This window comes from Halosolutus gelatinilyticus (genome assembly GCF_023028105.1).
GTDB lineage: Archaea > Halobacteriota > Halobacteria > Halobacteriales > Natrialbaceae > Halosolutus > Halosolutus gelatinilyticus.
On the sequence record NZ_CP095491.1, the window covers coordinates 1169906 to 1183385 of the forward strand.

The window sequence follows — 13480 nt, forward strand, 5'->3', positions numbered from 1 at the left end:
CGTCGACGGCGGCGACATCGTGCCGTGAACTATACCCGTCCCGCGTCCTACGTGGTAGCATGACTCAACGCGTCACGGTTTCGCTCGACGGCGATTCCACGGCTGCACTCGAACGGTTACTGGTCGAGACGGACAAGAGCCAAAGCGAGGTCGTTCGCCGTGCACTCACCTTCTACGCGGCGAACTTCGAGGCCGCGGACGGCCGGCCGAGCGACAACTTAGAACAGTACTACCAGATGCTCACCTCCGGCGAGCACGTCCTCCTCGACGTGGACTTCCTGCACGCCTTTTTGGAGCACGCCTACGAGGGCGGCGATCCCGATCCGGAATTCGTCGCGGCCGCCGATCGCGTCTCGGATTACCACGCCCGCGAGTACGCGACGCGGTTCGAGGAGGTGGGCGAACTGCTCGAGTGGCTCTCGTTCTGTGGCTTCCTCGAGGTCCGTTGCGAGGAAACTGACGTCCACCACATCGTCTTCCCCTCGGAGCCGATCCAGTGGTTCATGACGCGATTCATCGAGCGGAGCACCGTCGACATGCCCACCGACATCGAGATCGATCGGGGCGTCTCGAAGGTCATCGTCACCGAGCGACGAACCGACTGACGAGCGTCCGCGATCGGCCCGATCGGACGGCCGTTCATACGACTTCACATTCGTTCACACGACGACCACGCCACGGGAGCCGTCGGAACCGATCGTATGTTCGACTCTCAACAACCTTTTTTACGTCTTCGACGGGCTCTGTGAGTGGATACCAATCATGGGGTTTGCTGACCGACTGAAAGCGATCGGACCGGGCGCGCTCGTCGCGGCGGCGTTCATCGGACCGGGAACCGTCACGACGGCGAGCGTCATCGGGGCGGAGTACGCGTACCTGCTCGTGTGGACGATCGCGTTCTCGATCCTGGCGACGATCGTGCTCCAGGAGATGAGCGCACGACTCGGCCTGATCACGAAGGAGGGACTGGGCGAAGCGTTTCGAAACGAATTCTCGAACCCGATCGCGAAGGGGGCGACGATCGCCCTCGTCGTGAGCGCGATCGGGATCGGGACGGCGGCGTTCCAGACCGGCAACATCGTCGGCGGCGCCGCCGGGCTGTCGACGATCACCGGCGTCAGCGAGAACGTGTGGGGGCCGATCATCGGCGTGGTCGCCGCCGGCCTGCTGTGGACTGGCAACTACAAACTGATCGAACGGGTCTTCATCGGCCTCGTAGTGGTCATGGGGTTGGCGTTCCTCGTCAACGCCGCCGTCGTCCGTCCGGATCTGGCTGCGATCGGCGGCGGTCTCGTGCCGACGGTTCCCGAGGGGTCGGCGTACCTGATCGCCGGCCTCGTCGGGACCACCGTCGTCGGTTACAACCTGTTCCTACACGCGAGCACCGTCCAGGAGCGCTGGGACGGGGCGAGCGACCTCGCGGAGTGTCGCACAGACACGATCGTCATGATCGTCGTCGGCGGGGTCATCACGACCTCGATCGTCGTCACCGCAGCGGCGGTGTTCCCCGAGGGAACCCGGATCGCAAACGTCGGCGAGATGGCCGACCAGTTAGAGCCCGTTTTCGGCGGCTACGCGCTCACATTCTTCGGGATCGGCCTCTTTGCGGCCGGCTTCACGAGCGCGATGAGCGCGCCGCTCGCCGGCGCCTACGCGACCGCCGGCGCGCTCGGCTGGGAACGCGACCTGACCTCGACGCGCTTTCGGGCGATCTGGGGATCGATCCTCGGCGTCGGTATCGTCTTCTCCGCGCTCGACTACAACCCCGTCGAGGTGATCGTCTTCGCGCAGGTGGCCAACGGTCTCCTGTTGCCGATCCTCGCCGTCTTCCTCATCTACGCGATGAACAACGACGAGCTGCTGGGTGAATACACCAACACCGCCCTGCAGAACGTCCTCGGCGGCGCCGTCACGCTCGTCGTGATCGGTATCGGCCTCCGAACGCTCTACGACGTCTTGCTCCTCTGATCGAATGGACGACACGAACCCAACCGACACGACCTCGAACGCATCGACGCACGACGACTCGGCCGACGGCAGCACCCGAATCGGCGTCGACGTCGGCGGCACGTTCACCGACGTCGCCCTCTCGGTCGACGATCGGCTCGTCACCGCGAAGGTGCCGACCACCGATCCCCAGCACGTCGGCGTCCTCGAAGGCATCCGCAAGGCCTGCGAGACGGCCGACGTCGACCCGGGCGAGATCGACGACTTCGCCCACGCGATGACCGTCTCGGTCAACGCCCTGCTCGAGCGAAACGGCGCGCGGACGGCGCTCGTCACCACCGAGGGGTTCCGGGACGTCCTCGAAATCGGTCGCCAGAACCGGCCGGCGCTCTACGACCTCGACGCCGAAAAACCCGATCCGCTGGTCCCCCGCGATCGACGGTTCGAAGTGGACGAGCGGACGACGACCGACGGCGTCGAACGCCCGGTCGACCGCGACGAGGTCCGCGATCTCGCGGCGACCCTGCGCGATCGGGACGTCGAAGCCGTCGCGGTCTGCCTGCTCCACGCCTACGCCGACCCCGAAAACGAGCGCGCGGTCGCCGCCGTTCTGCGCGAGGAACTCGACGTCCCCGTCTCGGCCTCCCACGAGGTGCTCGCCGAGTTCCGGGAGTTCGAGCGCACCTCGACGACGACCGTCGACGCCTACGTTCGGCCGGCGATCGATCGCTACGTCGGGCGGCTCGTCGACGAGGCGGCGGACGCGGAGATCCCGGCACCGCGGATCATGCGGGCCAACGGCGGCATCGCCGATCCGGAGACGGTTCGCGAGCGAGCCGTCACGACGACGCTGTCCGGCCCCGCCGCGGGAGTCGTCGGCGCCGCGGCGACCGTCGCCGACGACGACGTCGAGGGGCTCGTCACGTTCGACATGGGCGGCACCTCGAGCGACGTGAGCCTCGTCCGGGACGGTCGGGCCGAGCGGACGACGGACGCGGAGATCGACGGCCTGCCGATCCGAACGCCGATGGTCGACGTGAACACCGTCGGCGCGGGCGGCGGCTCGGTCGCCTGGGTCGACGCTGGCGGCGCGCTCCGGGTCGGTCCGCGATCGTCGGGCGCCGACCCCGGCCCGGTCTGCTACGGTCGCGGCGGGACCGAACCCACCGTCACCGACGCGAACGTCGTACTCGGGTACATCGGTCCCGAGACCGCGCTGGGCGGCGAGATGACGCTCGACGTCGAGGCGGCCCGCGAGGCGCTCGATCGGCTGGCCGCCGAGGCCGACCTCGGCGGCGCGCTCGAAGCGGCCCGAGGAATCTACCGCGTCGCGAACGCGACGATGACGCGAACGATCCGATCGGTGACGGTCGAACGCGGCCACGACCCGCGGGAGTTCGCGCTCGTCGCGTTCGGCGGCGCGGGCCCGATGCACGCCGCCGCGCTCGCCGAGGCGCTCGAGGTCGATCGCGTCGTCGTCCCGCGGCCGAGCGGGGTCCTTTCCGCGTACGGGCTGCTCGCGGCCGACGAGAGCTACGACGCGGTCCGGACCGTCGGAGTCGACCTGGACGCAGCGGATCCGGCCGATCTCGAAGTCGTCTACGACGACCTCGTCGCTGACGTGCTCGCCGACGCCTCCGATCCCGATCGAGCGCGGGTCGAGCGCGCGGCCGACTGTCGGTACGCCGGCCAGAGCTTCGAACTCACAGTCCCCGCGGACGAAGCGATCGACGCCGCGGCGATCGCGGAGCGGTTCCACGCCGCCCACGAGCGGGCCTACGGCTACAAGATGGACGAATCGATCGAGGTCGTCAACCTGCGCGCGACGGCGACCGTCCCCGGAACCGAACCGATCGTCCGCCACGACGGCGGAGGCGACGCGCTCGTCGACACCCGAGAGGCGCACTTCCCCGGCGCCGGGCCGCGGGAGGCGACCGTCTACGAGCGCGATCGGCTCGAATCCGGCGCGACGATCGACGGGCCGGCGATCCTCGAACAGGCGGAGAGCACGACCGTCGTGCCGCCGACCTGGACGGGCGAGGTTCTCGCGGACGGCACGCTCGCGATGACGCGAGGGGGTGACCAGCGATGACCGACGAGACTACCGACGGGACGGAACCGGATACCGAGAATCGGGCGGGCGACTCGGGCATCGACCCGGTGACGCTCGAAGTGCTGCGCAACCAGTTGGAGAGCGTCGCCGAGGAGATGGGCCAGACCCTGATCCGCGGCGCGTACTCGCCGAACATCAAGGAGCGACGCGACTGCTCGACGGCGCTGTTCGACGCCGACGGGCGAATGATCGCCCAGGCCGAGCACATCCCGGTCCACCTCGGCGCGATGCCCGCAGCCGTCGACGCCGTGCGCGAGCGCGATCCGAAACCCGGCGACGTGTTCGTGCTCAACGACCCGTTCACGGGCGGGACGCATCTCCCGGACGTGACGATGGTCTCGCCGATCGCGCCCGCAGCCGTCGAAAGCGACGGCGACGGACCCGGCGCCGACCCGGACGCGAGAGAGATCGTCGGCTACGCCGTCTCCCGCGCCCACCACGCCGACGTCGGGGGGATGACTCCCGGGAGCATGCCGGCCGGGGCGCAGGAGATCTACCAGGAAGGGCTGCGGCTGCCGCCGATCCGACTCGTCGAGGGCGGCGACGACCGCGAGGACGTCCGATCGCTGCTGCTCGCGAACGTCCGCAACCCGCGAGAGCGTCGGGCCGATCTGCGGGCACAGCAGGCGGCGAACGAGCGTGCCGAGTCGCGACTCGCGGCGCTGTTCGACGAGCACGGCCGCGAGACGGTCCGCCGAGGATTCGACGCCGTCATCGACTACTCGCGCGATCGGATCGAGAGCGAGATCGAGGAACTGCCCGACGGCACCTACGAGGCGACCGACGTCCTCGAAGGCGACGGCGTCACCGACGAAGACGTCGAGATCACCGCGGCGGTGACGATCGACGGCGGGGGGATCGAGGTCGACTTCGACGGGACCGCCAGTCAGGTCGCGGGCAACCTCAACGCGCCGCTCGCGGTCGCCGAGAGCGCCGTCTACTTCGTCGTGCGCTGTATCACGGATCCGGAGATCCCGCCGAACCAGGGCTGCTACGACCCGGTTACCGTCCGCGCTCCCGAGAGAACGCTGCTGAACCCGGAGCCCCCCGCGGCGGTCGTCGGCGGCAACGTCGAGACCAGCCAGCGCGTCACGGACGTCGTCTTCGCGGCCCTCGCCGCGGCGGCGCCCGATCGCGTCCCGGCACAGGGTCAGGGGACGATGAACAACCTGACGATCGGCGCGCGGGACGGCTCGTTCACCTACTACGAGACGATCGGCGGCGGCTTCGGCGCCCGGCCCGATCGCGACGGGATGGACGGCGTCCAGGTCGGCATGACGAACACGCTCAACACGCCCGTCGAGTCGATCGAATCCGAGTATCCGCTACGCGTCGAAGGCTACGCCCTGCGGCCCGATAGCGGCGGTCGCGGGGAGTACCGCGGGGGTCTGGGACTGGAGCGATCGGTCACCGTCGAGACCGACGCGACCGTGTCGCTGCTCACGGAGCGCCGACGGCACGCCCCGAAGGGCGTCGCGGGCGGCGAGGACGGCGCGACCGGCGAAAATCTGATCGACGGCGCCCCGGTTCCGGCGAAGACGACCGTCGACGTCGAGGCCGGGACGACGGTGACGGTTCGGACGCCCGGCGGGGGCGGGCACGGTGATCCGGCCGATCGGGACGAGGCGGCGATCGAGGCCGATCGGAATGCCGACAAGGCGCACGACGGCACCAACGGAGCGCGATAACGTCACACCTCGTGACGGGCGCGCCAACGTCGATGTCCCCCTTTCGTCATCGGTGTTGACGAAAGGAGGAAGGCCGTGCTCGATCGTACCTACCCGCACTCCACCACCTGCAATCGGTGCAACCGCGAGTGACCGCAGGGAACGAGCGGGCCGACGACCGATGTGGGGGTCCCGGAGGGACCGGAACGGAGGAAGGAGTGCTTTTCATCAACGCTAAGCGGGAGCTTTGCTCCCGCGAGGTCGTCGGCGCTACGCGCCGAGCTTGAGGGATCTGCGATCCCTCGCCGTGCAAAAGAGCGCACGTGCTCTTTTGAGGATTTTGCCGAGTGCGGTCGCAAACCGACCGAGTGTGGTTCGAGACGCCTTTGGCGTCTCGTCATCACGAGAGCTTCGCTCTCTCGAACGACAGCGCAAAAGGTCGGCCCGATTCTCCGGTGACGGAGCGTTTTTCACGCCGCTGGTCCACCCTCCGGTATGGAACTGGAGCCAGTGACGGACCTGCCCGAGATCCGTCCGGGCGACGACCTCGCCGCGCTCATCGCCGATCGGGCCGCCCTCGAACCAGGCGACGTGTGCACCGTCGCGAGCACGATCGTCTCGAAGGCCGAAGGGCGGACGACGGATCTCGAGGACTATCCCGTCAGCGGCCGCGCGAAGGAGATAGCCGACCGGATCGGCGACGTCGCGGGCGAGGAGAAGGACCCGCGGTTCGCCCAGGCGGTCCTGGACGAGAGCACGGAGCTGCTGATCGACTGCCCGTTCATGCTCACCGAGACGCGGTTCGGCCACATCTGCGTCAACGCGGGGATCGATCGCTCGAACGTGCCGGACCACGACATCCTCCTGCTGCCGAAGAACCCCGCGGCGAGCGCCGAGCGGATCCGATCGGGCCTGGCAGAGCGCGGTCACGAAGACGTCGCGGTGATCGTGACGGACACCTGCGGGCGGCCGTTCCGCCACGGTCAGCGCGGGGTCGCACTCGGCTGGGCGGGGATGCCCGCCAGCCGCGACTGGCGGGGCGAACTCGATCGGGACGGACGCGAACTCGGGGTCACCGTCCAGTCGGTCGTCGACGAACTCGCCGCGGCGGCGAACCTCGTTACGGGAGAGGGCGACGGCGGGACGCCCGCAGTCGCCGTCCGCGAGTGGGACTTCGGCGATCACGAGGGGAGCGACGAACTCTTCCGCGACGTCGAGGACGACCTCGTCCGACAGGCGCTTCGCGGGTGGGAATGGAGGGGCGACGAATGAGTCGGGATGGAACATCGACGCCCACCTGGGCGATCGAACTCACCCCCGAGCATCCGCCCGATCGGATCGCCGATCTCGCGGCGCTGGCCGAGGGCAAGGGGTTCGACGTCGCGTTCGCGAGCAGCCACTACTTCAACCGCGACCCGTTCGTCGCCCTGTCGCGAATGGCCGACGCGACCGACGAGATTCGGCTGGGGCCGGGTGTCGTCAATCCATACGAATCCCACCCCGTGAAACTCGCCGCGCAGACGGCGACGATCGACGAGGTCAGCGGCGGTCGAGCCGTCTTCGGCGTCGGCGCCGGCGATCGCTCCTCGCTCGCGACTCTCGGGATCGATCGCGAGCGGCCGCTTCGGCGCGTGCTGGAGACGTTCGATCTCGCGCGGGACCTGTGGGCGGGCAAAACCGTCACCCACGAAGGAACGTTCACGGCGCGGGACGCGTCGCTCAACCTCGACGCGACGGAGATTCCGGTCTACGTCGGCGCGCAGGGGCCGCACATGCTCCGGATGAGCGCGAAACACGCCGACGGGGTCCTGATTAACGCCAGCCACCCGCGAGACCTGGAGTGGGCCGCGGGGCAGGTCGAGAAGGGATTGGCGGATCGGCCGACCGAACGCGGCGCGTTCGAGTCGCTCGCATTCGCGAGCGTCAGCGTCGCCGGCGAGGAGGACGCAGCCCGCGAGGCGGCCCGGCCGCCGGTGGCGTTCATCGTCGGCGGCGCCGCCGACCCCGTGCTCGATCGCCACGACATCGATCGGGACGCGGCGAGTGCGGTCAGCGACGCCCTCGAACGCGGGGCGCTGGGAGAGGCGTTCGGCCGCGTGACGCCGGCCATGATCGACGCCTTCTGTATTGCGGGAACGACCGACCAGATCGCCGACCGGTTCGAAGCCGCCCTCGAACACGTCGACGGGATCGTCGTCGGTTCGCCGCTCGGACCCGATCTCGACGACGCGATCGAACGGGCGAGCGCGGCGCTCGCGCGCACAGCGCGGGACTAAAACCGGAGTCGAATTCGATCGCGATCGGATCGAGCTAGTTCGTCGTGAAGAGGCTGCCGATCGCGCCGAGGGTCAACACGCCGAAGACGCCGAGGGAGAAGACGATCAGCAGCGTTCCCATCAGCACGAGCAGCGGCGCCGCCCCCTCGCCCATCGCGACGTCCGAGAAGAGTCTGTTCATCTCGTTGAGGTTGTCCACGATGACGTTCAGGGGTGTGACGGTGTCCATATGCGGCGTTTGTCACCGATGATACTTGGCCGTGCCGGTCCGTGCCACCGCGTGCGTTCTCTCGCCGCCGTCGGTGCCTCTAAGCCGTCGGCGATCGTACGGCCTGCCGTGACGGAGGACGCGACGCTCTCGGATTTCGCTTCCGCGTCGGACGACGGCGACGAGCGCGCGGAGGCCATCGAGACCGACGAATCGGACGGCTCCGACCCGCGGGATCGGCCCGGCGCGAACGACGAGGACGCGGCGGCCGACGAGGATACCGCGATCGGCGACGAGAACGCGACGGTCGACCGACCGACGTCCCTGTCGACGTACGCGTGGGGCGAGTACTCGTGCGCCCGATGCGAGGACGAAACCGATCGCGCGTGGCGCGACGAGGGGGCGCTGGTCTGTCCGGATTGTAAAACGTGGTAACCACCGCCTGCCGACGCGTACGATCGGTAATACGGGGTATCCCGGCGCGGCGCTCCCGAACATTTATATCTTCGACGTGGTTCTATTGACCTGCAATGGCGAAAGGTACGGTCGCATTCTTCAACGACACTGGCGGCTACGGTTTCATCGAGACTGACGACGCGGACGAGGACGTGTTCTTCCACATGGAGGACGTCGGCGGTCCGGACCTCGAAGAGGGGCAGGAACTCGAGTTCGAAATCGTCGAAGCCGAGAAGGGGCCACGAGCGACCAACGTCGAGCGGCTCTAGGCGAGTTCACAGGAGGTATCGTTTTCCGATCGTCCGCACCGACCAGCGGCGGCACTGACCGTCACGAGGCATGCGGTCGGCCCGGCCGAATCGATACTCCGGTCGAACTATCACCCGCTCCGACACAAAGCATATGTTCCGGTATCGATGAGTCCGTACTAATAGCGGCGCTTCGTCCCCGCTCGATCTCATCTATGACAGATCCCGACTCGTCAGCGGATACCCCTGGACTGGCAACGCCCGACGACGACGCTCTCCCGGTGTCGACCGTCGAATCGCTCTGTGCCGACATCGAGGCCAACGTCTCCCGCGTGATCGTCGGGCACGAGGAGGCCGTCGAGCACGTCGTCACCGCGATCCTCGGCCGCGGACACGTCCTGCTCGACGACGTGCCCGGCGTCGGCAAGACGATGCTCGCCCGATCGATCTCGACGTCGGTCGACTGCACGTTCCGCCGGGTCCAGTTCACCCCCGACCTCCTGCCGACGGACGTCACGGGCGTCAACGTGTTCAACCAGAAGACTCGCGAGTTCGAGTTCAACGAGGGCCCGGTGTTCGCCAACATCGTCCTCGGCGACGAGATCAACCGCGCGCCGCCGAAAACCCAGGCGGCGCTGCTCGAGGCAATGGAGGAACAACAGGTCACCGTCGACGGCGAGACCCGCGCCCTACCGGAGCCGTTCGTCGTGATCGCGACCCAGAACGCCGTCGAGCCCAACCGGACCTACGAACTCCCCTTCGCCGAGGTCGATCGGTTCATGAAGAAGCTCACGCTCGGCTATCCCGACCCCGAGGCCGAGGCCGAACTGCTCGGCCGGACGGTCGGCGATCACCCGATCGAATCGCTCGAACCCGTGACGGACACCAGAACGCTCGTTCGCGCCCGCGAGACGGTCTCCCGGGTCACGGTCAGCGAAGCGGTTCGCGAGTACGCGACGCACCTCGTCGGCTACACCCGCGACCACGCCCACATCGGCGTCAGCCCCCGCGGGACGATCTCGTTGCTGTGCGCGGCCCAGGCCCGCGCCGTCACCGACGGCCGGGAGTTCGTCCACCCCGACGACATCCGGCAGGAGGCGCCGTTCGTGCTGAGCCACCGGATCAAAACGAACAGCCGCGATCGAACGGGCGAGAACGTCGTCGCGGACGCGCTCGAACACGTTCGCGTGCCATGAGACCCACGCGCCGCGGCTGGGGCGTCGTCGCTGTGGTCGGATTCGCGCTCGCGATGAGCTTTAGGTACGGCCCGCGATCGTTGAACGCCGTCGTCACCCCGCTGCTCGTCGTCGTCCTCGCCGGCGTCGTGACGGCCGTCCGGGCCAGGCGGCCGACGGTCACGCGCACGCCGTCGCTGGAGGGATTCGTCGGCGAACGACTCACCGTCACCGCGACGATCGAGACGAACCGGGCCGTGCCCGCGACCGTCCAGGACGCCGTCGGCGACGGGCTGTCGGCGATCGATCCGAGCGAGGCGACGACCCTCGGTGGGACCCGCGAGTTCAGCTACGGGATCGAACTCGAGGAGCGCGGCGACCACCGCGTCGGACCGCTGTCGATCACCGTGACGGACCTCTTCGGGCTGTTCGAACGCCGGTTCACCTACGAGGAGTGCACCGACGTCCTCGTCTACCCGCCGGTGTACGACCTCCGTGGATCCGACGGGGATTTCGCCGTCCTCGCCGAGATCGCAGACCGGATCGACCGCGAGGAGTTCGACCACCTCCGCGAGTACCGCCGCGGCGACGCCCTCCGGGACGTCCACTGGAAGTCGGCCGCCAAGCGACCGGACGACGACCTGGTCGTCACGGAGTACGCGAGCGACGAGAGCGCCGGCTCCGCAGTGGTGGCTGCCGAGTGTACCCCCGATCGGACCGACGAACTGGCCGCCGCCGTCGCCAGCGTCGCGACCGCGCTGCTGGAGTTAGGCGTCGACGTCGGCCTCGACCTCCCCGCCGAATCGCGGCCGCCCGGGTCGGGCCAGGACCACCACTACGACCTCCTCAGATCCCTCGCCGTCGTCGACGCCGGCGAACTGGAGGACGAACGTCGAGACGGAGCGGCGGTGCTCGTCCAGGCCGACGTCGACGGGACGCGGGTCGTCGTCGACGGCCGGACGGTCGCGTTCGATCGGCTCCGCGGTCGCGCCGGTGCGACCGACGGCGTCGGGGCACACGATTCGAGATCGAACCGGCCCCGAACGGCCGACGGAACCGGGGATCGATCGCGGGGGGTGAACGCATGAGCACGCGTAACGCCCGCGATCGATCGTCCGGGTTGACGGCGGACGGGACAGTCTTGCCTAGCGTATTCCGCCTGCTCGCGCTCGGCTGCGTCCTGATTCTGACGGCCTCCTACGTGAGCGTCCTGGGCGAGGTTACCAGCGTCGTCGGCGGCACGGAACCGTTGCTTGCCACCGTCGGCGTGATGCTCGTCGCCGCCACGGTACTCGCGGGGACGATCCGGCCGCGAACCGCGGCGATCGGAACGATCGTCCTCTTTCTCGCCGGCTTCGGGTACTACTTCTCGGCGGCCGGTGTCGGCGTCGGCGTCGCGCTCGGTGCGATGGACGAGGTGATCGCCGACACCGTCACGCTGATCACCGGATTACCCCTGCTCCGGATGGTGCGAGCCGACGTCTGGGCGCTCGGATTCGCTCCGGGACCGGTATTCCTGTCGTGGTACCTCGCGGTTCGCGATCGCTACGATCTGGCCGTCGTCCCCGGCGGCTTCGCGCTGCTCTTTCTGGTGCTGACCGGCGACGCCACACCCGGCGTTACGCTGCTCGGTACGCTCGGGGCGGTCGGCGCGATCGGTTTCGGCGAACTCGACCGCCGAGGCGGGTCGGTCGCGCTGGTCGACCTGCTCGCCGTCCTCGTCTCGGTGATCGTCGTGCTCTCGATGTCGGTTACGGTCGTCCCGGGCGGGCCGGCCAGCCCGGAGTTTCTCAACCAGGGCGAACCCGGGTCGCTCGAAGGGGCGATCGACTCCGCGAGCGATCGGTCCGGAATCGCCGGCACGGTCGACCTCTCGCCGGAAGTGCGATTCACGGTCCAGTCCGAGCAACCGTCCTACTGGCGAACGGGTGTCTACGATCGGTACACCGGCAACGAGTGGATCCGGACCGGGCAGGAGCGCCAGTACGACGGCGCGATCGACCCGCCGCCGGGCAAGTATGAGACTACCAGACACGTCGTCACGGCGGAAACGAAACTCGGCGTGATGCCCGTAGCACCGCAGCCGCTGGCCGTCGAGGGGGATCTCACGGAACACACGACGGTGTCGAGCCACGGGCAACCCCGGCCAACGACGCCGCTGCTCGAGGGCGACAAGTACATCGTCGAGAGCGCGATCGTCGACCCGAATCCCGAGGACCTGCGAACGGCGGGGACGAACTACCCCGACGACGTGACCCAGTTCTACCTCCAGACGCCCGAAGGAACGTCCGAAGCGTTCGAGGAACGAACCGCCGAGGTGACCGCCGACGCCGACACGGCCTACGACAAAGCGGCCGCGATCGAGTCGCACCTGCGCACCTCCAAGGACTACTCCCTCGAGGTCGACCGGCCGGCCGACGACGTCGCCGAGACGTTCCTGCTCGAGATGGACGAGGGCTACTGCGTCTACTTCGCGACGACGATGGTCCAGATGCTTCGGACCGAGGGGGTGCCCGCGCGCTACGTCACCGGCTACACGACCGGGCAACAGGTCGACGACGACACGTACGTCGTCCGGGGACTGGACGCCCACGCGTGGGTCGAGGTCTACTTCCCCGGTCACGGCTGGGTCGCATTCGAGCCGACGCCCGGCGGCGAACGCGACGCGGTTCACGACGAGCGCATCCGGGAGGCGCGCCAGAACGGCGCCGACAACGTCGACACCGACGCCAGTTCGGACGTCCCGATCGGGGACGAGGACTCCGACGACAACGGGTCGTCTGACCCACCGTCCGGCAGCGACGATCCGAACCGACCGAACGAGTCGCCACCGGACGACGGTCGAAACGGGTCGAATTCGTCCGACGGCGGGGCCGTCGACCCGCCGAGCGGTGATTCCGGCGTCGGATCGGAGGCGGCCGACGGGGGAACCGACGACGGGGCGGCAGGCATCGATCGACTGACGGCGCCGATCACGCGCGAGACGGCCGGTATCGCGCTCGTGGTTCTGGTCGGGCTGGTCGCGGGCGCCCGCCGGACCGACGCCGTGACGCGCGCACGGCGCGAATTCCGGGTGTACTGGCACGGGCCGCGGGAGGACCCCGACGCGGACGCTCGGCGCGCGTACCGCCGGCTCGAGCGACACCTCGCCAGGCAGTATCGGCCGCGGCGGGACGCCGAGTCGCCGCGGCGATACCTGGCGGCGCTCCGCGACGACCACGCGATCGATCCGCGAGTCGAGACGGTCGTCGCGACCTACGAGCACGCGACCTACGGCACCGGCGTCGATCGCGACGCGGCCGAGACGGCGATCGAAATCGTCGACGGACTGGTCCGGACGCACCTTCCGTTAGGCGAGTGATGGCACCGAATCCACGTTTCGACACGTCG

Annotated in this window: 12 protein-coding genes; 11 read left to right on the plus strand and 1 reads right to left on the minus strand. The window is 68.8% G+C overall.

What is annotated here, in order from left to right; all coding sequences use genetic code 11:
- Positions 1–59: 59 nt before the first annotated feature.
- From MUH00_RS05995 to MUH00_RS06020, 6 genes are all read left to right on the plus strand, one after another.
- The gene (locus MUH00_RS05995; protein ID WP_247003018.1) at positions 60–605 is read left to right on the plus strand and encodes a ribbon-helix-helix protein, CopG family; all 546 of its coding nucleotides are present in this window, start codon (positions 60–62) and stop codon (positions 603–605) included.
- Positions 606–762: 157 nt separating this feature from the next.
- On the plus strand, positions 763–1968 hold the full coding sequence (locus tag MUH00_RS06000; RefSeq protein WP_247003020.1) for an Nramp family divalent metal transporter: 1206 nt from the start codon (positions 763–765) through the stop codon (positions 1966–1968).
- Between the two features lie 4 nt (positions 1969–1972).
- The gene (locus MUH00_RS06005) at positions 1973–4039 is read left to right on the plus strand and encodes a hydantoinase/oxoprolinase family protein (protein WP_247003022.1); all 2067 of its coding nucleotides are present in this window, start codon (positions 1973–1975) and stop codon (positions 4037–4039) included.
- On the plus strand, positions 4036–5748 hold the full coding sequence (locus MUH00_RS06010; RefSeq protein WP_247003024.1) for a hydantoinase B/oxoprolinase family protein: 1713 nt from the start codon (positions 4036–4038) through the stop codon (positions 5746–5748). Before MUH00_RS06005 ends, MUH00_RS06010 begins: the two co-directional genes overlap by 4 nt.
- Positions 5749–6222: 474 nt before the next feature.
- A complete protein-coding gene (locus tag MUH00_RS06015; RefSeq protein WP_247003026.1) occupies positions 6223–6999 on the plus strand; it encodes a coenzyme F420-0:L-glutamate ligase in 777 nt (258 codons plus the stop codon).
- Positions 6996–8003: a 5,10-methylenetetrahydromethanopterin reductase gene (locus MUH00_RS06020; RefSeq protein WP_247003028.1), complete on the plus strand. Its 1008-nt coding sequence runs from the start codon at positions 6996–6998 to the stop codon at positions 8001–8003. The genes MUH00_RS06015 and MUH00_RS06020 overlap by 4 nt, the downstream gene beginning before the upstream one ends.
- A 34-nt stretch (positions 8004–8037) precedes the next feature.
- Here MUH00_RS06020 and MUH00_RS06025 read toward each other — a convergent pair whose 3' ends face one another.
- Entirely contained in the window at positions 8038–8232 is a 195-nt protein-coding gene (locus MUH00_RS06025; protein ID WP_247003030.1) for a DUF8024 family protein, read from the minus strand.
- 108 nt (positions 8233–8340) lie between these two features.
- Here MUH00_RS06025 and MUH00_RS06030 point away from each other — a divergent pair, with 108 nt between their 5' ends.
- The 5 genes from MUH00_RS06030 (at position 8341) to MUH00_RS06050 (ending at position 13451) form a co-directional block, all read left to right on the plus strand.
- Positions 8341–8646: a DUF7573 domain-containing protein gene (locus MUH00_RS06030; protein ID WP_247003032.1), complete on the plus strand. Its 306-nt coding sequence runs from the start codon at positions 8341–8343 to the stop codon at positions 8644–8646.
- A gap of 95 nt (positions 8647–8741) precedes the next feature.
- The gene (locus tag MUH00_RS06035) at positions 8742–8936 is read left to right on the plus strand and encodes a cold-shock protein (RefSeq protein ID WP_246972863.1); all 195 of its coding nucleotides are present in this window, start codon (positions 8742–8744) and stop codon (positions 8934–8936) included.
- Between the two features lie 194 nt (positions 8937–9130).
- Complete coding sequence (locus tag MUH00_RS06040; protein WP_247003034.1) at positions 9131–10111, plus strand: AAA family ATPase; 981 nt, start codon at positions 9131–9133, stop codon at positions 10109–10111.
- Complete coding sequence (locus MUH00_RS06045; RefSeq protein ID WP_247003036.1) at positions 10108–11178, plus strand: DUF58 domain-containing protein; 1071 nt, start codon at positions 10108–10110, stop codon at positions 11176–11178. Before MUH00_RS06040 ends, MUH00_RS06045 begins: the two co-directional genes overlap by 4 nt.
- Positions 11175–13451 (plus strand): transglutaminase TgpA family protein, encoded by a 2277-nt coding sequence (locus tag MUH00_RS06050; protein WP_247003038.1) that lies wholly within the window; start codon positions 11175–11177, stop codon positions 13449–13451. The genes MUH00_RS06045 and MUH00_RS06050 overlap by 4 nt, the downstream gene beginning before the upstream one ends.
- Positions 13452–13480: the final 29 nt, after the last annotated feature.

Excerpts from the sequence above, each read along its gene's own strand:
- MUH00_RS05995 (WP_247003018.1), top strand. The coding sequence starts at position 60 with ATGACTCAACGCGTCACGGTTTCGCTCGACGGCGATTCCACGGCTGCA.
- MUH00_RS06000 (WP_247003020.1), top strand. The coding sequence starts at position 763 with ATGGGGTTTGCTGACCGACTGAAAGCGATCGGACCGGGCGCGCTCGTC.
- MUH00_RS06005 (WP_247003022.1), top strand. The coding sequence starts at position 1,973 with ATGGACGACACGAACCCAACCGACACGACCTCGAACGCATCGACGCAC.
- MUH00_RS06010 (WP_247003024.1), top strand. The coding sequence starts at position 4,036 with ATGACCGACGAGACTACCGACGGGACGGAACCGGATACCGAGAATCGG.
- MUH00_RS06015 (WP_247003026.1), top strand. The coding sequence starts at position 6,223 with ATGGAACTGGAGCCAGTGACGGACCTGCCCGAGATCCGTCCGGGCGAC.
- MUH00_RS06020 (WP_247003028.1), top strand. The coding sequence starts at position 6,996 with ATGAGTCGGGATGGAACATCGACGCCCACCTGGGCGATCGAACTCACC.
- MUH00_RS06025 (WP_247003030.1), bottom strand. The coding sequence starts at position 8,232 with ATGGACACCGTCACACCCCTGAACGTCATCGTGGACAACCTCAACGAG.
- MUH00_RS06035 (WP_246972863.1), top strand. The coding sequence starts at position 8,742 with ATGGCGAAAGGTACGGTCGCATTCTTCAACGACACTGGCGGCTACGGT.
- MUH00_RS06040 (WP_247003034.1), top strand. The coding sequence starts at position 9,131 with ATGACAGATCCCGACTCGTCAGCGGATACCCCTGGACTGGCAACGCCC.
- MUH00_RS06045 (WP_247003036.1), top strand. The coding sequence starts at position 10,108 with ATGAGACCCACGCGCCGCGGCTGGGGCGTCGTCGCTGTGGTCGGATTC.
- MUH00_RS06050 (WP_247003038.1), top strand. The coding sequence starts at position 11,175 with ATGAGCACGCGTAACGCCCGCGATCGATCGTCCGGGTTGACGGCGGAC.